17 protein-coding genes are annotated in these 20,586 nt (G+C 56.5%); 10 read left to right on the top strand and 7 right to left on the bottom strand.

The features are described 5' to 3' along the window. Positions 1-92: 92 nt before the first annotated feature. Complete coding sequence (locus ETAA8_RS25775) at positions 93-1,562, top strand: FAD-binding oxidoreductase (RefSeq protein ID WP_145095438.1); 1,470 nt, start codon at positions 93-95, stop codon at positions 1,560-1,562. Positions 1,563-2,153: 591 nt separating this feature from the next. Here the strand turns inward: ETAA8_RS25775 and ETAA8_RS25780 are convergent. Then, a complete protein-coding gene (locus ETAA8_RS25780; RefSeq protein WP_145095440.1) occupies positions 2,154-3,230 on the bottom strand; it encodes an aspartate-alanine antiporter-like transporter in 1,077 nt (358 codons plus the stop codon). Between the two features lie 269 nt (positions 3,231-3,499). Here ETAA8_RS25780 and ETAA8_RS25785 point away from each other — a divergent pair, with 269 nt between their 5' ends. Continuing rightward, positions 3,500-4,603, top strand: a complete 1,104-nt coding sequence (locus ETAA8_RS25785; protein ID WP_202921271.1) for an alkaline phosphatase D family protein — start codon at positions 3,500-3,502, stop codon at positions 4,601-4,603. A gap of 89 nt (positions 4,604-4,692) precedes the next feature. Here ETAA8_RS25785 and ETAA8_RS25790 read toward each other — a convergent pair whose 3' ends face one another. Beyond that, the gene (locus ETAA8_RS25790) at positions 4,693-5,643 is read right to left on the bottom strand and encodes a hypothetical protein (RefSeq protein WP_145095445.1); all 951 of its coding nucleotides are present in this window, start codon (positions 5,641-5,643) and stop codon (positions 4,693-4,695) included. Positions 5,644-7,604: 1,961 nt separating this feature from the next. On the opposite strand from ETAA8_RS25790, the gene ETAA8_RS25795 reads away from it, so the two are divergent. The 7 genes from ETAA8_RS25795 (at position 7,605) to ETAA8_RS25825 (ending at position 15,024) form a co-directional block, all read left to right on the top strand. Beyond that, the gene (locus ETAA8_RS25795; RefSeq protein ID WP_145095448.1) at positions 7,605-7,799 is read left to right on the top strand and encodes a hypothetical protein; all 195 of its coding nucleotides are present in this window, start codon (positions 7,605-7,607) and stop codon (positions 7,797-7,799) included. Positions 7,800-8,062: 263 nt separating this feature from the next. Next, positions 8,063-9,046: a DUF1559 domain-containing protein gene (locus ETAA8_RS25800; RefSeq protein ID WP_145095451.1), complete on the top strand. Its 984-nt coding sequence runs from the start codon at positions 8,063-8,065 to the stop codon at positions 9,044-9,046. Between the two features lie 90 nt (positions 9,047-9,136). Next, positions 9,137-9,934 (top strand): DUF4198 domain-containing protein, encoded by a 798-nt coding sequence (locus tag ETAA8_RS25805; RefSeq protein WP_202921272.1) that lies wholly within the window; start codon positions 9,137-9,139, stop codon positions 9,932-9,934. A 57-nt stretch (positions 9,935-9,991) separates the two neighbouring features. After that, a complete protein-coding gene (locus ETAA8_RS25810) occupies positions 9,992-11,443 on the top strand; it encodes an outer membrane protein assembly factor BamB family protein (RefSeq protein ID WP_145095453.1) in 1,452 nt (483 codons plus the stop codon). Positions 11,444-11,491: 48 nt separating this feature from the next. Next, complete coding sequence (locus ETAA8_RS25815) at positions 11,492-12,256, top strand: redoxin domain-containing protein (RefSeq protein WP_145095456.1); 765 nt, start codon at positions 11,492-11,494, stop codon at positions 12,254-12,256. Next, positions 12,249-13,499, top strand: a complete 1,251-nt coding sequence (locus tag ETAA8_RS25820) for an outer membrane protein assembly factor BamB family protein (RefSeq protein WP_202921273.1) — start codon at positions 12,249-12,251, stop codon at positions 13,497-13,499. The genes ETAA8_RS25815 and ETAA8_RS25820 overlap by 8 nt, the downstream gene beginning before the upstream one ends. A 478-nt stretch (positions 13,500-13,977) precedes the next feature. Then, positions 13,978-15,024, top strand: coding sequence for a tyrosine-type recombinase/integrase (locus tag ETAA8_RS25825; RefSeq protein ID WP_145095462.1), 1,047 nt, complete (start codon positions 13,978-13,980; stop codon positions 15,022-15,024). Between the two features lie 79 nt (positions 15,025-15,103). Here ETAA8_RS25825 and ETAA8_RS25830 read toward each other — a convergent pair whose 3' ends face one another. The 5 genes from ETAA8_RS25830 to ETAA8_RS25850 are packed head-to-tail and all read right to left on the bottom strand — an operon-like array spanning position 15,104 to position 19,195. Further along, the gene (locus tag ETAA8_RS25830) at positions 15,104-15,730 is read right to left on the bottom strand and encodes an ATP-binding cassette domain-containing protein (protein WP_145095465.1); all 627 of its coding nucleotides are present in this window, start codon (positions 15,728-15,730) and stop codon (positions 15,104-15,106) included. A 3-nt stretch (positions 15,731-15,733) separates the two neighbouring features. Beyond that, positions 15,734-16,426 (bottom strand): molybdate ABC transporter permease subunit, encoded by a 693-nt coding sequence (gene modB, locus ETAA8_RS25835; RefSeq protein ID WP_145095469.1) that lies wholly within the window; start codon positions 16,424-16,426, stop codon positions 15,734-15,736. After that, complete coding sequence (gene modA / locus ETAA8_RS25840) at positions 16,423-17,262, bottom strand: molybdate ABC transporter substrate-binding protein (protein WP_145095472.1); 840 nt, start codon at positions 17,260-17,262, stop codon at positions 16,423-16,425. The genes modB and modA overlap by 4 nt, the downstream gene beginning before the upstream one ends. 3 nt (positions 17,263-17,265) lie before the next feature. Further along, entirely contained in the window at positions 17,266-18,111 is an 846-nt protein-coding gene (locus ETAA8_RS25845) for a substrate-binding domain-containing protein (RefSeq protein ID WP_145095475.1), read from the bottom strand. Continuing rightward, positions 18,098-19,195: a substrate-binding domain-containing protein gene (locus tag ETAA8_RS25850; protein ID WP_145095478.1), complete on the bottom strand. Its 1,098-nt coding sequence runs from the start codon at positions 19,193-19,195 to the stop codon at positions 18,098-18,100. Before ETAA8_RS25850 ends, ETAA8_RS25845 begins: the two co-directional genes overlap by 14 nt. A 74-nt stretch (positions 19,196-19,269) precedes the next feature. On the opposite strand from ETAA8_RS25850, the gene ETAA8_RS25855 reads away from it, so the two are divergent. Then, positions 19,270-20,376 (top strand): DUF1559 domain-containing protein, encoded by a 1,107-nt coding sequence (locus tag ETAA8_RS25855; RefSeq protein ID WP_145095481.1) that lies wholly within the window; start codon positions 19,270-19,272, stop codon positions 20,374-20,376. Positions 20,377-20,586: the final 210 nt, after the last annotated feature.

Raw genomic sequence — 20,586 nt, forward strand, 5'->3', positions numbered from 1 at the left:
CGTGAAGCGCGCCAAATGCAGCGGGCTGATCGCGAGTTCCAGCTTGCGAGGCTGGCAGCGCAAATACCTGCAAATGACGGGAATCGATTTGCATGAACACTTTCACACGGCGCGACTTTATCCAGCAAACCGCCGCTCTCAGCGGTGGACTGGGGTGTGCAGCGATTGGCGGATTGACCGGTGCTGCAGGCCCTCCTGAGATTAATCCCGCTGCACTCGCGCGACTGCAAGCGAAGCTGAAGGGTCGGCTCGTCTTGGCCAGCGATGCAGCGTATGAGACTGCCCGACGAGTGTTTTATTGGAACCCGAGAACCGAACAGAAGCCTGTGGGAATTGTTCAGTGTGGTGATGAAGAGGACGCCGTGCGGGCCGTTGAGTTCGCGCGAGAATTCAGCCTTGAAGTGGCAGTCCGCTCGGGCGGCCATAGCCATCTTGCCTGGGGTAGTTCGAACGGATTGGTCATCGATCTCTCTCCTCTTAAGCGAATTTCGGTCGATCCAGAGCGACGCATCGTCCGGGCGCAGGCAGGCGTCACTAGTGGGGAGGTCGCCCGAGCTGTCGGCGAGCACGGACTTGTGCCCGTCTTGGGCCAATGCCCGGGCGTCGGTGCCACCGGTGTCACGCTTGGTGGAGGACTCGGCTGGCTCTCGGGCCTGTTTGGCGCCAGCTGCGATAACCTGCTTTCGACGCGTGTCGTCACTGCAGATACGCGGACCTTAGAGGTGAATGCCGAGACCCATCCCGACCTTTTCTGGGGAATGCGCGGCGCAGGTGCCAACTTTGGTGTCACGACTTCCTTCGAGGCCCGCTTACAGTCAATCGACCAAGTGTTCGGCGGCGATATCCATTTCGCCGTTAGCGACGCCCGAACCGTGCTGCGCGGGTTTAGTGATCTCATGTACGAAGCGCCTGATGGGTTCCAGGCAACGCTGAATCTCACGTTAGGAGAACGGGGAATCTTCCTCAGTCTTTGTCATTCAGGTGAGGAGACGGAAAGGGATCAACTCCTGCGCAAGATTCGGTCGATCGCGAAGCCAATCAAAGAAGCCGTGCGACGTCAGCCATTTGCGGACCACGCCGAAAAGGCGGCGGCCACGAATTCCGGCCGAGGTCCCTCACCGACATTTCGCGCTATTCAGACGGTGTACCGTGACCGGATCACTGACGATGTCATCGACATCATCGTCGATCAACTCACGAACGCCTCACCGGATGTGATCTTGGGCCTGAGCCATTACATGCACGGTGAAGTCTGTCGCGTAAAGCCCGACGCGACCGCATTTCCGCATCGAGCGGCCCACTCTGTGCACCTCCGCGCTGCCTTTGCCTGGAGTGACTCCAAGACAAACGAGCAACGACTTGCCTGGGGAGACAAATGGTTGCGTTTGCTGCGTCCGACGTCCGACGAGCGCATTTACGCTAACTATCAGACCTACGAGACGAAAGCAGGCTCGCGCTCTCTGTTCGGACCCAACTACGATCGACTGCTCGCACTAAAGAACCAATACGACCCGACCAATTTCTTCCGCAGGAACGCCAACATCGCGCCGTCTCGATCTTAGGGCCGGTACGCCAACCATTCGTAGCAAAGGTGGAAACAATGTTGGTTGGGCGACGCTAGATTCCATGTTATCGATGGCATGCCGCAGCGCCACTCGTAGAAATCAAGTTGTTATTGACTCACTGCAAGTTGTCAGTTGCCTTTCAGCATAGTGCGAACAGCACACTAGGCTGAGTTGAGCGATCGCTACGACTCGTCGCTTTTCCAATCCAGGAATTACATCAATCAGCGCATATGCCGCCGCAGATAGTTGCATCCGCCGGAGACTCCATGCGCATTCAAGTCGCAAGTCTTCATTGGTATCCATGGGAAGTACGTCGATAAGCGTCTGAATCGCATGGGACAATGAAAGAAAGCCAAGAATATGCGCATGGCAACCGCGTACGCGACCGTCCAAACTAGCGACTAACTCACAGTCAGGCGTCATGCACGCGAGTCGAGGGCACTTTGGCGTGAACTGGAATCTCACCGATCATGTTTGACTTGTGGTGAGGTAGTCCTGCGATAATCCGGATACCGGCCAGCAGCGTGGCGCATCTATTCGCGATGCGGCCGGAAGTGTTCTGGTGAGCCCTTGTGAATGGTTCAGAATTCAACTGCAAAACGTCATTGCCAAAATCTGAGCGACGAGAATTCGGAGCAACGTCGCCAGGGGATACACGGTTGCATACGCCAGCGTAGGCGATTCACTCTTGCACAGGCTGCTCACAAAGGTGAGTGCCGGCGGATTCGTCATCGCGCCGGATAACATTCCACCGAGGGTAACGTAATTCATCTTCTTGATCGCGCGTGCCCAAAGACTCACGGCGAGGAGTGGTGTGACCGTGATCGTAATGCCGACCGCAGCCCACAAGAGGCCACGGGAACTGAAAACGGCGGTAAAGAACTGGTCACCGGACGCCAGTCCCAGTGCCGCGAAAAATAGCGCGACGCCGAATTCACGAAAGGCATGATTCGCGTTCTGTGGCATGTGCCAGACAACACCACCAAAATGACCAATTCGTCCTAAACAAAGCGCCACGATCAGAGGGCCGCCGGCGAGCCCGATGCGCAGAGGAACGGCCAGACCGGGTAATGCGAAAGGGATCGAGCCAATAATCACGCCAACGAAGATACCGGCAAACAACGGGATGAACTGTGTTTCATTCAGTTTCTTTAAGGAGTTGCCCAAGTGAGCAGCTACGTGCTTCAATTGTTCTTCCGTGCCGACGACTTGAACCACATCGCCGAACTGCAGGCGTAAGGCAGGCACCGCGGTCATCTCGGAATCGCCGCGTGTAATGCGGGTTAGTTCCACGCCGAACTTGCCTTCCAGGCCAAGCTCTTCGGCGGTGCGGCCGAGTGCTCGCTTGTGCGTCACGATGATCTTGCGATAAGTAATGTTGCCCGGTGCCAGCAGCAAATCCTCTTCGCTCCTGCGGCCGAACTTGGCCTGGAACTTCGTGAGCAGCGTCTCCGGTCCGACAGCAAGCACCACGTCTCCCAATTGAAGTTTGGTAGTGCGTAACGCCGCGGCCACGACAGCGTCTTTCTCGCAACGAACCCGCGAGATCACCACCCCGTCGCCGGTGCGGCGATTGACTTCGTGCAACGTGAGCCCTACGAACTCGGAGTTCTCCAAAATCAGAGTCCAGCGAACAACCTTGGCGGCTGCATCATTGAGCAGCATGCCAGTTCCTGCCTCGCGCGAGGCCGCAATCAATACCGCTTCGCTAGCGACGGTCGCAATCAACCGGGCAGGCCAGAAGTTTAAACATGCATCGTTCCGTCTCTCACGAACGAGATGGAGTATTGGAGGGTCCGGAATTAACCTCCCTGCGTGGCGGAAATCGAAAGCCGCATTGGGTATCCTTGTTGGGTGAATACATCGTGCACATACTCAAATTCGACGGCACATGTCAATTCTTCCTCGATCATTTCTTGCTTGGCGGCTCTTACATGAATCTCCGCGGCCTTCTGCTGGTTTCGCTTGTTTTCACGGCGTTGATGACTGCAGGAAGCCGCGGTCAGGATGCGGCGGATAAACCTTTTCCGGTACCAGAAGGCGCCCCGCTGATTGAGAATACGCGCGGGTTGATCTCGCGCATTGCGTTTGGCTCCTGCGGCAATCAAAACAAGTCGCAGCCGATTTTGAAGCACGTCATTGAGCAGAAGCCGGACGTGTTCTGTTACCTCGGCGACAACATTTACGGCGACTCGCGAACTCTGGCCGTGTTGCGGGCGAAGTACCTGAAGCTGGCAGAGAAATCCGAGTTCCAAGCACTACGATCTGCAATGCCGCTGATTGCGACTTGGGATGACCATGATTATGGTGAAAACGATTCGGGCAAAGAGTATGTGCTCCGCGAGGAATCGAAACGCATGTTCCTAGAGTTCTTTCGCGAACCTGAAGGGACTCAGCGGCGGAAACGGCCGGGCATCTACACGTCCTATGTGTTTGCCGGCAATGAACGCCGCGTGCAGATCATCGTGCTCGATACCCGGAGCTTTCGCGACCAACTCGCCAAGAATCCGCGGTTTGGCGGGGAGAAGTCCTGGAAAAACGACTATCACCCCGACCCGAATCCTGAAAAGACCTTGCTTGGCAAAGCCCAGTGGGAATGGCTGGAAGCCGAGTTCAAACAACCCGCCGACGTACGGGTCATCGCGAGCAGCATTCAGTTTGCCCATGAGTACAACGGCTATGAATCATGGACCAACTTACCCGGCGAACAAGCGAAGCTGCTCGATGTGCTCCGGCGGACAAAGGCCAATGGCGTCGTGTTCATCTCGGGCGATGTCCACTGGGGTGAACTTTCGATCCTGAATCGCGATGGGCTCTATCCGCTTTACGACGTCACTTCCAGTGGCCTCACGGAAACCTGGCCCTCGATCGAACCAAACCGTAATCGTTTTGGTGATGCGGTGCGAGAGAACAACTTTGGTCTGATCGAGATCGACTGGGAGCCAATGGATCCGGCGTTATCGCTCCAACTGATCGACATAAAAGGAACCATCCGCGTCAAGAAGGTAGTGAAACTCAGCGAGTTGCAAGCGAAATAGCCCTTTCGCTCGCTCAAAAAAACGACGGGTTTTGCGCCTTTGCCACTCGACTGAATTTATGGCCGAATTTGGTTGACCGTCCCGGCCAGTCACTCTGCAATCAACCTCTTTACGACTACGGACTGTTCGAGACCTTCGGATTGATTCCAGGCAATTAGAACTTCGCCGTTTTGGTTCACTGCTAATGCTGGCCGGCTTTGGATCGCTCCAAGCGTGTCGTCGACTCTTCTTGCAGGCTCGAATACGCCAGTACGCATTGGTCCGCTGGCGTACATGATCACGCGACTTTGCCGGAATGCGTCGGTATCTTCTTGTGAACCAATGGAAATGAACTGTTCTGCCGGCGGCTCTTCCTCCCACACGGCGTGAAGGGTTCCGTTCGCACTCTGCAATTTGCAGTTTCCTTGGCTGTTCTTTGTGTCCGCATGGATGGCTTGGGTTTGAAACACCATGTCCGCAAGTCGAGCCGTCGCACAGTAAACTAGGGGAATGCCTGTTTTCGCATCTGTCCAACTCACGTGTACCGTCTCTTTGTCGATGGCCAGGGATGGGCAATCGTGTCCACACCTTGCCGCGGCAGGAGCGACTTCAGCGAGCGTGATGATTGAAGGGAATTCGGATGAATGATCCTTCGCGTGAGCGAGTAGGATATGATTGTCGTGCCTGAATGCCACGAAGAGTTGGCCCTGAGAATCGAATGCTAACGCGGTCGGACAACACTGACACGTTTGAGCCGCTGCTTGCAGCGTAAAGACAGAGTGCTCTTGAACGCCGTTCTCTCGATGTCGATGGGCAGCCATTACTTGGCGCTGCTGATCGCGAACATCGAGCCAACAGTAGGCGCGTCGATCGTTCCAAGCTGCCAAGGATGCAAAACTAGGACATGCCTCTAGCGACTGATTGACGCTGCTCGGCGTTGAAAACGACTGCGCACCGTCGTTTGATTCGATCGAGACGAGGCAGACAGTGGAGTTCTCGGCCACCGATTGAGCCCACGCCACGCTGACATTGTCACCACTGGTCGCGAGACGTGGTGTCATGCCCATCTCCTGAGTTGCACCTTGATCACCCTGAAGTTCGATCACGTGAATCGCACTGCGACTGACGACTCTCGGCTCGGAGAATGTCCCGCCGTTGTCGATGGAATTCGCAATGAAAAGCGTTTTTTGGCCCTCTTTTTCGCGCGACGTCCAGACCAAGTAGATGCATCCCTTCGTGTCGATGGCAATCTCAGGTGACTCTAATTCGTGGTCCTGGTTTGCTGGTGCGAGTTCAAAGGCGTGCTTGATAATTGCCTCTGAGTTCGGTGGTTTGCTTGCGCGCCGTCCTGGGACGGCTGACCAAAGGCCGATCCCTGCAACGACCGCAATCAATCCAAAACCGATTGCGACAATAAAACGAAGTCGACGAGTCATGTAATGTATTCCGATCGGCTTGCAGCCGAGAGTTGGGCGTAGATTGGAGCTAATCAGCAGCAAGACTTGGCGTCGCTGTTTGTTCGCATTGCGTCTGCGCTGCAGGATCGCAAGAACTCATGCCAGCGAGTTCCCCGAAGTTGCGAGTGACATGCCAGCTGATAACCCATAACAATTCGCGCGCGCGTCGGATTCGTCAGCGCAGCGCTTGCCTAGGTCATTCCAAAGATAAAATGTTGCGATCGCGAGCAACGCAAGATTACGCCGGCCGCAACAAGTGCCCAGGGATAGGCTCTCGATGAGTTAGAACCCCAAAGTCCCCAACTGGTGCCTGGGGAACCAAGATCGCCAAAGTCACAGGCAGAGGCGACGGTGCGAAGAAGCCTGCCTGAATCCATTCCATGCCAGTGCCGGTGCACTTCTGTGCGGCGATTGCGAGCACAAAATCCAAGTGCCCAGGTTGTTCCGCATCCCCGCAACAGGCTGAATTCGGAGTAGTGCTTGAGCAACAATTCGCACAAGATTTTGTCGAAGTTGAACAACAGACCTTTACGGTTTTCGTGCGTCTGGACGGATGCGAATAAAGGGTCTTCTCTTTCTCCGTCAGTACCGCAACACGGGCTGGATTAACCCCGCGCTCCAGTGCCCAAGCAATCCTCTGTTCCTTCGTATGGCAGCAGCAGCCCGAGCGACACTGTTCGGCCGTGCGACATCCACACTTACTGGATTGGCAGGGGAAGGACTCGCCGCTCTTAGAAGTTGCCGGTTCCCAGACTGGATAGCCAACATTGGCAGTCGCGAACGCCCCGACCATCAGCAACGTACCGAGGGTCCGCAGGCAGATCGACCATCCGGAGCGATGATGTCTTGGGGAGACGCGGAGCATTGGACACCTTAGAAGCTATTCCCAACCAAATCTACATCCATCCCTGGCGCTAGACAACCTTGCAAAAGTCATTCGCGACTAGCTTGACTTCGAGAGCGGAAGCGAATGGCCGCTGTAGCCCGAGCCTTCCGATTCAACGCCCCGTGAATCCGACAGGTTCCAGTTTGTCCTCCCCTTCCATCAGGATTTCGAGTAGTTATAAATGGAAGCGTGAGGAGCGAGCCCAACCTACACGCCATGCGCAGGTCCGGGTTCTATCTTGTTCGCTTTGAGACAATTGCGACGCATCGGCCGCCAATGGACTCGCTCCATCGTGGTGTGCTGTTCTCTCTGCGCGATCGCAATTTCGACTGTTGGCATCCCAGTGCCGCAGCTTGCTGATAAGGATACGACGCAGCCATTTCCGTGTCAGAACCGCCCCTGTGGTTGCCGCGATGCGGCCGGTTGTTGGCGGAATTGCTGCTGCCATAACAACCAGCAGAAGCTCGAATGGGCTCGCAAAATGGGCGTTACTCCGCCTGAGTTTGTCGTGCAGGCGGCGCGCGAAGAGCAGTTACAGCAGCCAAAGTGCTGCGAATCGAAAGCAAAATCGTGCTGTTCCACCAGTGCCAGTTGTTGCTCAAAGCCCAAGAAGCCGGGTTGCTCGCAAGAAGAGTCTGGTGCCACAAAAGTCGCCGAAGAGCCCCGCCCACCAAGCGGTATGATCGGCTTGGTACTGACACAAGACTATCGCAAGTGCCGCGGCATGGTGGAACAGTTCCTCGAACTGCTCTCGGCGGTGATAATCGCGCCGCGTATTGAATTTGAAATTGGGACGGTTGTCGCTGAACTGAGCTTTACTTCATTTGAACTGGACTCAACCGACGCTGTTGAGCCTGATGTGCCGCCACCGTGATCTACGGTCCTGGCCTCTCTTTAACCGCTGCGCTTTGAGTTTCCGTTTGCGCAGTTTCGTGCGCTTTCGTCGCCAGCCCGGCGTTGCTCGTGGCTGCGGTAGCTCACGCTTCCCCATGCCCCTGCGCTGAGGCAGTGCTCGCTCCTCACACGGTGAGTTTGCCCACGTGGGGGCACCTGGGATGGTGAGTTTTCGATCGCACGTTGCTGTGTTGAGCTACCCGTGCGCGCCCACCTTTCATCCCACTCACGAGTTCATAACCAATGTCACAACATCCACGAAGATACGCATTTACACTTGTCGAACTACTCGTTGTCATCGCCATCATCGGCGTTCTCGTCGCTTTGCTTCTGCCCGCAGTTCAAGCAGCTCGCGAAGCGGCTCGACGCATGCAGTGCGGCAACAATCTCCGCCAGATCGGCCTGGCGCTCCACAATCACGAGTCTTCGCTCAACCGGCTCCCCAGTGGCTACGACTACCATGTCACCACTACCTATCCGGCAGTCGCCCAACATTTCTACCGTTGGTCCGCCCACGCGATGCTCTCGCCCTACCTAGAGCAGTCTAACATTTACAATAAACTGCGGCTCGACATTCCGCTCTATATGGCCGGCACGCCCACGCATCCGGAGAATGTCCCCCTCGTCAAGTTGAATGTGCCAACGTTTCTCTGCCCCAGCGATGTCCGCAAGAACGTCACGCCCGACTGGGGTGCGGTGAACTATGTGATGAACTATGGCAGCGGATTGCCAGGTGGTCTCGACCTGGATGCCGATGGCGTCTTTTACATCAACTCGAAAACTCGTCTTGCCGATGTGACGGATGGCTTGTCTAACACCGCTGCCTTTAGCGAACAGACGCTCGGTCCCGGTGGAGCCGCCACCACGTTAGGCGCCGCGCAAGCAGCCGGCAAACATCGTGACGTGATGGTGTGGTTACTCAGCACTACACCCAACGATGCTGACTGTATGGATCCGTCGAAGCAGGCTGACAACGTCCGCGGCGAAAAGTGGGCCGATGGTGCTCATAGCCAAACGGGTTATGACCACTATTTGCAGCCGAATACGGAGCGCGCCGACTGCTACTCGCGCGTCGGCACTTGGAAAGCAGCTCGCAGTCGGCATCCCGGAGGAGTCTCGGTGCTGTTGCTCGATGGTTCCGTCCGCTTCGTGGCACAGGAGGTGAATCAGACGACCTGGCGCTCCGTCGGCACGCGAGCCGGTGGCGAAACGCTCGGCAATTTCTAAAACCTGCTCGTTCGATACTGCCGCTGAGTATCGCTCGGCGGCCCCACTTATTCCGTCATCTCAACTCGTTTCCTTAGAAAGCACATTTCCATGTTGTATTCGATTCGTTTGCTTACCGTGATGTATTGTTTGAGCACATCTGCCATTGCCCTGGCCCACGATACTTGGGTGCAGACCAGTGCGACCATTGTCCGCCCCGACGACGTTGTGCACCTCGACTTCGGTCTCGGCAATCATGGCAACGACCATCGCGACTTCAAGTTCGCGAGCAAGCTTAGTTCGCTCGATGGCGTCTCGCTGTCGGTTATCTCTCCTGCTGGAAAAGCGACCAACGTTGCCTCGCAATTGATCGACTTGGGATATGCAGCCAAGGAAGGCTATTGGTCGGCTCGCTATATCCCGTCGGAAGAGGGCTTGCACTGTGTGGCTCACAAGCTCGACAAGTTGCATTTCACCACGCGGGCCATCAAGAGTTCCAAGACATATTTCCTGGCGAGCAAATCGCTGGACAAGCTCCCGCAGCCGACGGCCGAGCACGCTAAGCCGCTGGGCCACCCCTTGGAGTTAGTTCTGGAATCCCATCCGGTCTTAAATACAGGCCCGGGTAAAGAGATCGCCGTCAAACTCCTCTTTCAGGGCAAGCCGCTGGCTGATCAACGCATCTCGTTCATCCCACGCGGCGCGCAGTTGGCAGCTGACTTCGATCCTAACTATGAACGCAAGACCGATGTCGAGGGGCGTTGCCGCTATATGCCCAAGGAGGGCAACTTCGTCCTTGTTGTCGCCCATTTGCCTGCTCCCAATGAGAAGGGTGAAGGCTACGAGAAGACGCACTACGCGGCGACGCTGGTTCTGAACATTCCCCAGCGCTGCGCTTGCTGCGAGTAGCCGCTGTGATGTTCTTCAACGCTTCACCGAACTCACCTCACTTCAGAAAGGTATGCAATGTCCCCGTGGGCAATTCTGCTTCTTGTTCTCGCTTCCGAGCCAACTCCGGCCTGGCCCGGTTTTCTCGGCGCAAACGCGTCGCCGCTTTCCGCCGAGGCGGTTCCCAGCACCTGGTCACCCACCAAGCATGTTGCCTGGAAGGCTGCACTGCCCGGCAAAGGGCAGTCGAGTCCCGTGATCTGGGACGAGCTTGTTTTTGTCACTTCTATCAGCGGCCAGATGAAGGAAAAGTGTCACGTCATTGCGCTCTCGCTCAAAGATGGTCGTCAACTGTGGGATCACTCCCAGGAGTCATCCCAGCAAGTCGAAGCGAATTACTTTCAAAGCCAGGCTGCTCCCACGCCGGTTGTCGATGAGAGCGGTGTCTTTGCTTTCTTTGAAACTGGCGACGTGGTCGTACTTTCGCACCAAGGAAAAGTGCGATGGCAACGCTCACTCACGAAAGACTACGGCGATTTCAAAACGACCAGCGGCCTGGCAGCTTCGCCGTTGATCGCTGGCAATTACGTGATCCTGCAGATTGACCATGAGGGGCCGTCCTATCTGATTGCACTCGACAAGGACTCGGGTGCCACTCGTTGGAAAACGGAACGAAAGAGTGCGAAGAACTTCAGCTCGCCGATGCTGATCCCCATCGGCGATGAGAATCATCTGGTCTGTTCCGGCGATGGTGCGGTTGACGGTTACGATCCGCAGTCGGGCCGGTTGTTGTGGAGCTTTACGGAAGTGGGGGGCAACACAGCGACCAGTCCTCTGCCATTTGGTAAGGGAAAGTTTTTGATTGGCGCTTCGGCAGGCCGACATGGAGAGCGTGAAAGCGAAGCAAAGCAGTCGAACCTGGCAATGGAAGTTACGCTCAAGGACGGAGCTTGGCAGCCCAGCGTGCTGTGGCGTAACGAAAAAACAACCCCAACCTTTGCGTCCCCGATGGTTTATCGGGGACATGCTTACTGGATCAATCGCGTCGGCGTTATTCACTGTTTCGATGTGGAAACTGGCGAACTGCGATATGCGCAGCGGACGAAACAGATGTGTTGGGCAACACCGATTGGTGTCGGAGACCGAGTCTATTTCTTCGGTAAAGATGGCATCACGAGTGTGATCGCGGCCGGCCCCGAGTTCAAAGTTCTGGCAGAGAACTCACTTTGGGATGAGTCGGCAGGCGTCGATCCGTTGAACGCACGGCGGAACCAAGCCGAGCGACCTAAGGAGTCAGCCCCATCGGTCGAATCGAAGGACCGCCCCAACGCAGACCGGCGACCAGTATCCAATCCCGGCGAAAATGCGGAACTTCGCAAGCAAATGGCTGGCAAATTCCCCGATCCTGTGCAATACGGCGTCGCCATCGTGCACGGGAGCCTGGTGATCCGCACTGGTGATACCGTGTATTGCATCCGCTCGTCGCAGGTGAACTCAACAGGAGGTGGCAATGCGTGGCACAACGAATAGCGCCCGTGTTGCAAGTCAACCGAGCGGGAGTGTGTCGAACAGACTCAAATGCAGTTGAACATCCTTGCACCGCGCTGGTTCTTTTTGCTCCTGCTGATCGGGTGCGGCATCGCCTTCATGGTTGCGCTGGCGTTGAAGCCGCGGTGGACAAGCCGGTTGCATCCGAATGTCGCTGCGGAAGCGCGTCGATTCCTGCGAGAGAAAAACGTCCGCCCGCTCTCTGAGGATCTGCAGGCGATTCTTGCCAATTCAGCGGATGAATCACTGCCCACCCAACAGCATCCGCTTCTTGGAAATCTCGCGCCCGATTTCACTCTCAACGACGATCGTGGTGACGCGACGAACTTACAGCGATGCCTGGAACATGGCCCTGTGGTGCTGGTGTTTTACTATGGCTACCACTGCAATCACTGCGTCGGCCAATTATTCGCAGTGAATGACGATCTCGCTATGTTTCAGGAACTTGATGCCACCATAATTGCGATCAGCGCCGATCCGGTTGAAGAAACGCAAGCACGTTATGCGGAATACGGCCGCTTTGGTTTCACCGTGCTGTCGGATCCGGGTAAACAGATTGCAGCACAGTACGGCGTTTTCAAGCCGCCGGTTAGCAACAACCCCGAAGAACTCGTCCACGCCACCTTCGTCATCACGGCGAACGGGCAGATCACTTGGTGCAACTTTGGAGATAAGCCGTTCACGGATAATCGAACGCTCTTGATCGAAGTTGCGCGAGTCTCGGGTCGCGAGCCTGTTCCTGAACAGTCTGTCAGCTCTAATGGCGTTTCGATTCAGGAGTTCAACGATGAATAGTGCTTTGCTGATCGCTGCTGCATTGGTCGCGGCCGGTCCTGCCGATGTCTGGCCGGGATTCAATGGAGTTGGCTGCGATACTGCGGAGATCCGGTCACTCCCACTTCATTGGTCGCCAACAAGCGGCATCGCCTGGCGATCGTCACAGGCGGGACTGGGAGCATCATCCCCCGTGATTTGGAAGGGAGCAATCTACACGTCCGGCGTTGATGAGTCTGGCCGCTGGCAAATGACAGCGCTGCGACTGACCGATGGACAATGTCTCTGGGCCAAGCATTGCGCTGGTAAGTCAACCAAGAATCAACTCGGGAAATGGGCGGCGGCTTCCACGCCCGTTGTCGACACCGACGGAGTCTATGTGCTCGGCGGACAACATGAGATCGTTGCCTTGAAGCATGATGGCGAAGTCCGTTGGCGACGCGGCTTGACCAGGTGCGAAGGGACATCGGGAGCGACGGCATCGCTAGCCCAAGATGAAGCGAATGTCTTTGCTCTGTTCAATCACCAGGCCGGTTCCAGCCTGGTGGCCATGAACAAGCGATCGGGAGCCGCAACTTGGACTGCCGCGCGTGATACTTCAGCGAGCGCCACTTCGCCCATAGTAGCCTGCATCGACGGCATCCCTCAGGTGATCGTCAGTTCGGCTGGAATGGTCGAATCTTACGATGCTGCGACAGGCCGGCGACTTTGGTGGATTGGAAATTTGGCTGGCAATATCGCGCCAGTTCCATTCGTTTCAGCGAACACCGTGCTCATTGGCGCGACGTCACCGTTGTCACCCAACGAGCTATTCCAAGCTCTGCAATCGAATCTGGCACTCCAAGTTGAATCGCGCGATGGTAAATGGGGTCTGCAAGTTGCCTGGGGCAGCAATGGTCGGCTCAGCGGATTAGCCTCACCGATCGCGCATGCGGGCTACGGCTATTGGACCGATCGACACGCTCGGCTTTCCTGCTTCGCGATGCGGGATGGAGAAGAAGTCTTTAGCGAGGAACTTGACGAACCGTGTGAGATTGCCCCGCTGGCTGTGGGCGGGCGAATCTATCTGTTCGGCAAGTACGGAACTACGACGGTCATTGAACCTGGACCGAAGTTCGTTGTGCTGACGAAGAACATGATCGAGGTCCGATCAGAAACCGATGAGCGGCAAGTCGTCCAACAGGCAGTCGCCGCAGTCGACAACAATCTGGTAATTCGTTCGGAGCGCGAGATCGTCTGCATCCGCCAATTGAAAAGAGAATGACGTTGGAAGTTTAACTCCACGAGGTTTCGATGCTTGGGCCATGAACGATTCCATTGGCATCAACGACTGTGAGGAAGAAGGTCGTTTCCTGGCTCCGGCTACGAACAAGTGTGATGGTTCGATCCTGACACCAGCTCCTGCAAGAACGCTGTGCGCGATGCTCACCGAACGAGCTTCCGCCCCACTTGCTGGCGGCGAAGAGTCCGGCACGCGGCATTATATGAAGGCCCCCCACCGGTGGGCTTACTCTTCGCCCTCAAGCGTTTGGCTGAGTTTATAAGGTGCTTCGGCCCGACACGCTGAGGATTCGAAAAAAGGGGGCGTTCGCACCGCGCACAACACCTAATTACTCTGCAGTTTTGGTGGCCTTTCTCGTTGATAGCGCAGACAGCGACGTCTAGCGGCATGACGCACGACCTGACAGTCGGCCAGCAGGACCAGCATTGGAGCCACATGCCGGCGGTGCTGGAGCCGCTCTATGCAGACTTCTCTGAAAACCGCTGTGACGAGTTACTTGCAGGCTGGCACTCTTGCCAAGGGAACGAAAGCTGAATACCAGACAACTCTTAACAAATGGCAGCAGTGGGAAAACGGAGTATCACTCGAAAAACTGGGCCGCGAGGAAATCAGAGAGTTTCTGGACTGGGTTCACTCCCGGGCTGTCGCAGTAGATGGATCGAATCCTGGTCGGACAGCCAACAAGGCACGGGCACACCTACGAGCCATCATGGCGTGGGCATGGGACCAGGACCTGCTTGATTCGCTGCCGCGTTTCCCCAAGCCGATGGAACAACGTGACGTTGCGGGCCGGCACTATCTCACCAAGGCCGAACTCAACGCTCTCTATTTTGCGACCTATCAGATGAAACGTCCACGCGGGTGGTATGAGCCGCATCCGATAGGACGCTATTGGCGGTGTGCCCTCGTTCTGTTCTTCAACTACGGTCTCGACACGGGGACCATCTGGAAATCTACGCTTTCCCATGTGCCTATCCTCTATCGCCAAGTCTGTTGGGACAAGCAGTCGCCTGACCGAGACATTAAACAACAATCGCCCTGGGGTTGGCTGTTCTACAAGCGAGTGAAGACGGGCAAGACCTTTTATCGACCGATGAATCGGGCAGTTCATTCGCAAGTTAGGAGTTTATTGCCTCAGCAGGTGCCCCCGGAAGATCCGGTGTTCCTTGGCGGCGGCTCGCGGCCGAACGCCCGCTTCGAGGAGCTATGCCGTCTAGCCGGAATCAAGGCGAAGCTCGATATCGAGTCAGGCACAAAACAGCCATGGGAACTCAAGGACCTCAGGAAGACCTGTGCCACCTACTATGACGAGCACATGCCGGAGTCATCAATCGAGATCCTGGGACATTCCGTCGGTGGCATTACGTACCGACATTGCGCCTATCGAGCGCCGCTGGCGTTCAAAGCGATTATGACCATGCCGCAGCCGTCGGCGTTTCATTCTCTTGTGAAGGGCCAAGAGGGGCAGTGTCCTTGTTGCCGGCGATCATTCGCCGAGTCAACGTGACGGATGACGATGTGACCGGAGCTTCGATGAGTGTCAGATTCCGAAGTAGCCCATAAGACCGTCACTTGGACGAATCTGCTTAGCTTGGAAGACTGATAATCTCGGTGCAAACTGACGCAACCGAATTTAAGTCGTGTGTCACGACGAGTGTCGGAATCGGAAATCGTTTGAGCGTTGTCGCCAGATACTCGATGACCTTCGCCTTCAAAGCGGGATCCAGAGCGCTAATCGGCTCATCCATGAGCAGGAGCAACGGATTGCTTGCGATGGCCCGGCCTATGGCTACTCGTTGGCGCTGGCCGCCACTAAGTGAAGCCGGGTAGCGATTGAGCAGGGAATCCAACTCAAGTGTCGCGATCAAAGCGCTGAGATCTGTCACTGGAGACACTGTGCGCGACGCCCCGTATCGCAGATTTCCGGCAACGGTCAGATGAGGGAATAACTGGTAATCCTGGAATACCAGCCCCACACGGCGGCGATTGAGCGGCACATTGATTCGAAGGCTGGAATCAAAAAGAGTCTTATCGCCGACGACAATTTGGCCGGCTAACGGCCGGAGGATTCCTGCGATCAAATGCAAGATAGTCGTCTTCCCTGAACCCGAAGGACCAGCCAGTGCGGTGATTCCACTGCCTATCTCAAACTCCTGGTTGAGAGTGAATCCGCTCGGATAGACAAAACGACAATTGAAACTCAGGACGCTCATCAGCTAAGCACCCGCGCCTTGCAGGCGTCGACGGCCGACTCGTTCCATCATTTCGCCTACCAGCAACGCGGCCGCCGAAATGACAATGGAGACGATTACGAGCCGATAGACTTCGGCGAATCCACCGGGTGAATCAAGTTGAGTGTAAACGAAGAGTGGAATTGTTCGCGTTTCACCGGGGATATTGCCGGCAATCATAATCGTGGCACCAAACTCGCCCATGCTGCGTGCAAAGGCTAACACAGCGCCGCTGAGAATACCGGGAAAAGCGAGTGGAAGCGCAACACTGAAAAAGCTATCCCAGGGCTTCGCACCAAGGCCTTGCGCGGCCTGCAGCAGTCGGTTGTCGATTGCCTCAAAGGCCTGGCGGATAGGACGAACCAGGAGCGGAAAGGCCACGACGGCCGAAGCCAACGCGGCGCCCTTCCAATCAAACACAAAACGGAAACCAAATAGACCCTCAAGCAGCGGCCCTAGTAGTCCGCGACGTCCAAACAGCACCAGCAACAGATAACCTGTCACGACGGGAGGCATGACCAACGGGAGATTAACGGCTGTTTCCAAAACGAACTTGCCCGGAACCTTACTTTTCGCGAGCAACCAGCCAAGCGCAATTGCCAGCGGCAAGCTCATCGTGACGGCCGTCAACGCAACCACCAACGTCAATCGTGTCGCCAGCCATTCTTCGGCACTCATTCTTTGCCTTGCCCGACGCGGCGGAAGCCGGCCTTAGCGTAGAGTTCGTCCGCGCCGTCCGATTGAAGATACTCAAAAAATGAAATGGCTTCTGGATTTTTCGCCCCCCGCTTCAATAAGACAAGAACGTACACGATTTCGTCATGGAGCGCCGAATCGAACTCGTGTACCACTTCCACGTTAGGGGCAACATTGACGTCCGTTGAATAGACGATGCCTGCTTCCGCCTCGCCCCGTTCGACAAAGCTGAGCGCACCGCGAACGTCCTGCGCGCGGGCAATCTTGTTGTCCGCAGCGAGGCTCTCAAGTAATTGCAATTTGGCCAGAACTTGGTCGGCGTACTTCCCTGCGGGGACATTTTCGCCTGCCAGTGCGATCCGTTTCACCTGACTGGAGAGCAGATCTATTGGCCGTTTGATTCCAGCAGGATTGCCTTTCGGAACAATCATCACCAGCGTGTTGGTTAGTAGTTCCACAGACCGTTCGGCTACATCGGCTTCCTTGACCTTTTCTGCCCACTCTCGACTGGCGCAGAGAAAGAGATCCGCTGGCGCGCCTTCGATAATCTGGTTGGCCAAGCTGCTTGAAGGCCCAGGGTTGACTCGGACCGTCGTTTTCAACCCACCGGAGAAGTCACTGGCAACTGATTCCAGAAGTTCTTTCGTGCTCGCTGCGGCAGAAATGACAATTTCGGCAGACCAAACTTCCCGCCCTTCATTTGCCGGTAATGATGCTGCGGCCTTCGACGGAACCACGCTATCATTACCACAAGACGTGATCAGGCAGCAGAGAGCAGCCCCTGCGATCTCAATGCACTTGCGAATCGGAGCGTTCACCCGTTACTCCTTCTTGATCGTCACCGGAAAGAAGAGGGGCTGATCATCGTAGACGCCTTTTCCAAACTCTTTGAGCCACACTTGAGTCTCGTGCGAGCGCAGGAAGGCAGCCAATTGCCTGGCAGCCTCGTAGCGGGCGTCAGGCTCTTTTCGCGTGGCAACGATCACGAGATAGGGACGACGCAACCGCGTGTCCCCTTGCACCATGATTTCCATGTCATGGCGAGCGATCTTGGAATTCAAGAATGGGATGCGGCCCACTAGTGTGTAGGCCTTTTCCTGCGAGGCACGCTCTAGCATCCGCCGGTGCTTGTCCGTGGGGAGTGCGATCACGCGAGTAGGATCCAATTCGATTTCACCGACCGCCAGCAGGTTGGAGAGAACTTCATTTGTGCCGACGCTGCCGTGCGTCAGCAGCGTGCTTTTTGTAGCGACGATCTTTTTCAAAGCGGCGACGGCGTCCTTCTCACCGCGGATGCCGGCTGGATCGCTGGGAGGACCAACGATTAGCAGATCATTGCGGGTCCAAGGCTGCGGGTTCTCTCCATAACCGTCTGCCACAAGGTTGACTATCGTGTCGCTGGAGTGCATCGTCAGCACGTCGATCTGGCCTTCCTTGAAGACCGGCGCGATCTCGCGCTTGTTGCCGTCCGCGACTACCTCCAACCGATGGCCGGTCTGATCCTCGAACCGTTTGGCGACGCCCGCCCATAACCCGGTGTCCGTCATGCCACCGATGACCGCGCAGCGAATCGTCTGCTTTGGTTCGGCGGCGAAGCCGTTTGTGCAGCAGGCCCAGGCTATCACCGATAGGACCAATGTTCCATAAATCACGCTAATCGTTCTCATGGTTGCTCCTCGTAGCGCCTGCAGACGCGCGCACCGTGTGTAAATCAGCGGGCCTCAGTTGATAGCCGGGTAAATCCGCAATCGTTTCTCGGTACTGTGGCGAACGGACGACGTCCACGAGCGCCGCGAGTCGCGGGTCATCGGCATAGGAACTTGGGAAGCACAGATCGTAGTCTTCCTCGCGAATGTTGAGGAAGTTGACATGCGCTTCTTCGGCGACCATGCGTACGCAGATGCCCGCATCCGCAAATCCGGACCGAATGGATGCGACGACATCACCATGATCACTGGCGATGTGCCGTGGCGACCGGCGGCTGCCGAGCACTTCATCCTGACAGCGGCGTGCGCCGGCGCCCTGGCTGCGGCCAATCCAGCGCAAGCGGGTGTTTGTCGCCTGACGCACCGACCGGAGCTTGATCCCCGGCGAATGCGCGACCCCTTCTTCCCATTTCGCCATCGCGAACAGTTGAACGTCAAACGGAAGCGACTCTTGCTCAATAGCCTGCTGGTTACCTGCCGAAGTTACCGACTCTGCGAGGTGCACGCCAGCCACGTGAGCCAGGCCTTGCTTAATCAAGCCGAGTGCATCTCGGCTGGACCGGCGCAACACGATCATTCGGAAGGGTGTCTGCCGGCCATATTCCAAAGCCAAATAGCCTGCAGCTGGATCGCACGTTGCGACGACAAGAGTCCGGCGAGCAGCATCGCGCGCCACAGGAACAGGGTCGCTTTCGCGGGCAACACCGTCGTGCCGCACGAAGGTTCCGCTGGCGGATTCCACTGGGTAGAGAATGGCGCGCCCGAGCACATCGGCAGCCCAAAAACGTGAGGGGAAAGTCGGAGGCGAACAAGCCCAGACTGGTTCCGTTTCCGAGGGCACCTGTTCAAACAGGGCTTCAACCGTCGTTTGCAACGCCTTGGCCAACGCTAGTGCGGTCGAGACGGAAGGCACCAGGCGATGAATCTCGATCGCGCTCAAGCCAGCGCGAGAAATCCCAGCGGTCTGTGCCAAATCGACCTGTGACTTCCCCTTTGCGAGGCGGTGTTCTTTGACCCGATTGAGTTTGGTGTTGGGTGTTGACATAATCGTGCCAGCATAAGCTACGATTCTGTCCTAGCCAAGTCATCAACAACCAATCTTGCGTTGAAGGGTTTTAAGTGAAGCGTCATCCCTACTCCGGTCGCTCGGCGTTTACCTTGGTGGAATTGCTCGTGGTGATTGCGATCATTGGAGTGCTGGTCGCCTTGCTGCTGCCGGCAGTTCAGGTCGCTCGTGAAGCCGCACGGCGAATGCAGTGCAGCAACAACTTGAAGCAAATCGCTCTCGGGCTGCAGAACTATCACGACACGTACCTCTCGCTCCCCTACGGAGCGCGAGCGCGCTATGTGAACAACACACCGGCGAATAACATGGGAGCTTTTGGACCGAGTTTCTACGTCGGCCTGCTCCCGTTTTGCGAACAGCGAAACCTGTTTGACCGGATCGACTCGCTGGAAAAGAATGGTCAGACCTTTTCAGCAGTTAGCACGGACAGCACGACGATCGGCGGGGTTTGCGGCAACGCGAAGATTCCATGGATGCTTTGCCCTAGCAGTCCGCTACCGCAGTTGGAGATTCCGCCAGGCGGTTTGCCGTTGACCGTCCCCTCGTATGTCGGCATCGCGGGGGCAACTAATGGCGGACGACAGCCGGGGGGCGCGGATTTTCGTGAGGACCGCACATCGCCCGGCCCCGCGAGCGGCACGTTGTCGCAAGGAGGCATGTTGACGATCAATCGTGCTTTGAACTTGAAAGACGCGACCGATGGCACTTCCAACGTGATCGTCGTGGGCGAGTCCTCTGACTTCTTTTATGACGGAACACAAACTCGCCACCGCGTCGATGGCAGTGTCAGTGCAACGACTGGGCAAAACGTCGGCGGCTGGTGGTTCCGCGGCTGCAATCCGCAGCAAGACACTTTTCCCGCCATGCTCGGCAACCCATCGATTTTCAACATTCGCACCGTCGGCTTTTCCAACGCGGCGGCCAACAACAACAACGGCTGGCCTGCTGTAGGCTTTAACGGCCGCGGCTTCAGTCTCACGCTGCCCAGTAATGGCATCGGCGCGCTCGGCCCGAACAATCCACTGCTGTCGGCACACCCAGCGGGCATCCTGGCCGCATATCTCGATGGTCACGTTTCAACGCTGACGAAGAACACCGATCTGTGGACAGCGAAGCACTTGGCAACACGCGACGACGGTGCAGTCGCAGCTCTGCCATAATTGCCGTAGCGAGCACTACACGCTCGTTGGCCAGATACATAGGAACTATTCGCTGTGGTACGACTTTCCACCGTCAGTCACGCCGAGTTGGGCAAAGCCGTTTTTCTATCGTAACTGGCTTCGGACCGACACACCTCGGACGATTTGACCGAAGCGAGCTGGAGGGAGTCGCTACAGTCCGATGTTGTTATTGAGAAGTCCAGCTTCCAA

The organism is Anatilimnocola aggregata, assembly GCF_007747655.1.
In the GTDB taxonomy this organism is placed as follows: domain Bacteria; phylum Planctomycetota; class Planctomycetia; order Pirellulales; family Pirellulaceae; genus Anatilimnocola; species Anatilimnocola aggregata.

Excerpts from the sequence above, each read along its gene's own strand:
- ETAA8_RS25775 (WP_145095438.1), top strand. The coding sequence starts at position 93 with ATGAACACTTTCACACGGCGCGACTTTATCCAGCAAACCGCCGCTCTC.
- ETAA8_RS25780 (WP_145095440.1), bottom strand. The coding sequence starts at position 3,230 with ATGCTGCTCAATGATGCAGCCGCCAAGGTTGTTCGCTGGACTCTGATT.
- ETAA8_RS25785 (WP_202921271.1), top strand. The coding sequence starts at position 3,500 with ATGAATCTCCGCGGCCTTCTGCTGGTTTCGCTTGTTTTCACGGCGTTG.
- ETAA8_RS25790 (WP_145095445.1), bottom strand. The coding sequence starts at position 5,643 with ATGACACCACGTCTCGCGACCAGTGGTGACAATGTCAGCGTGGCGTGG.
- ETAA8_RS25795 (WP_145095448.1), top strand. The coding sequence starts at position 7,605 with ATGATCGGCTTGGTACTGACACAAGACTATCGCAAGTGCCGCGGCATG.
- ETAA8_RS25800 (WP_145095451.1), top strand. The coding sequence starts at position 8,063 with ATGTCACAACATCCACGAAGATACGCATTTACACTTGTCGAACTACTC.
- ETAA8_RS25805 (WP_202921272.1), top strand. The coding sequence starts at position 9,137 with ATGTTGTATTCGATTCGTTTGCTTACCGTGATGTATTGTTTGAGCACA.
- ETAA8_RS25810 (WP_145095453.1), top strand. The coding sequence starts at position 9,992 with ATGTCCCCGTGGGCAATTCTGCTTCTTGTTCTCGCTTCCGAGCCAACT.
- ETAA8_RS25815 (WP_145095456.1), top strand. The coding sequence starts at position 11,492 with ATGCAGTTGAACATCCTTGCACCGCGCTGGTTCTTTTTGCTCCTGCTG.
- ETAA8_RS25820 (WP_202921273.1), top strand. The coding sequence starts at position 12,249 with ATGAATAGTGCTTTGCTGATCGCTGCTGCATTGGTCGCGGCCGGTCCT.
- ETAA8_RS25825 (WP_145095462.1), top strand. The coding sequence starts at position 13,978 with ATGCAGACTTCTCTGAAAACCGCTGTGACGAGTTACTTGCAGGCTGGC.
- ETAA8_RS25830 (WP_145095465.1), bottom strand. The coding sequence starts at position 15,730 with ATGAGCGTCCTGAGTTTCAATTGTCGTTTTGTCTATCCGAGCGGATTC.
- modB (WP_145095469.1), bottom strand. The coding sequence starts at position 16,426 with ATGAGTGCCGAAGAATGGCTGGCGACACGATTGACGTTGGTGGTTGCG.
- ETAA8_RS25845 (WP_145095475.1), bottom strand. The coding sequence starts at position 18,111 with ATGAGAACGATTAGCGTGATTTATGGAACATTGGTCCTATCGGTGATA.
- ETAA8_RS25850 (WP_145095478.1), bottom strand. The coding sequence starts at position 19,195 with ATGTCAACACCCAACACCAAACTCAATCGGGTCAAAGAACACCGCCTC.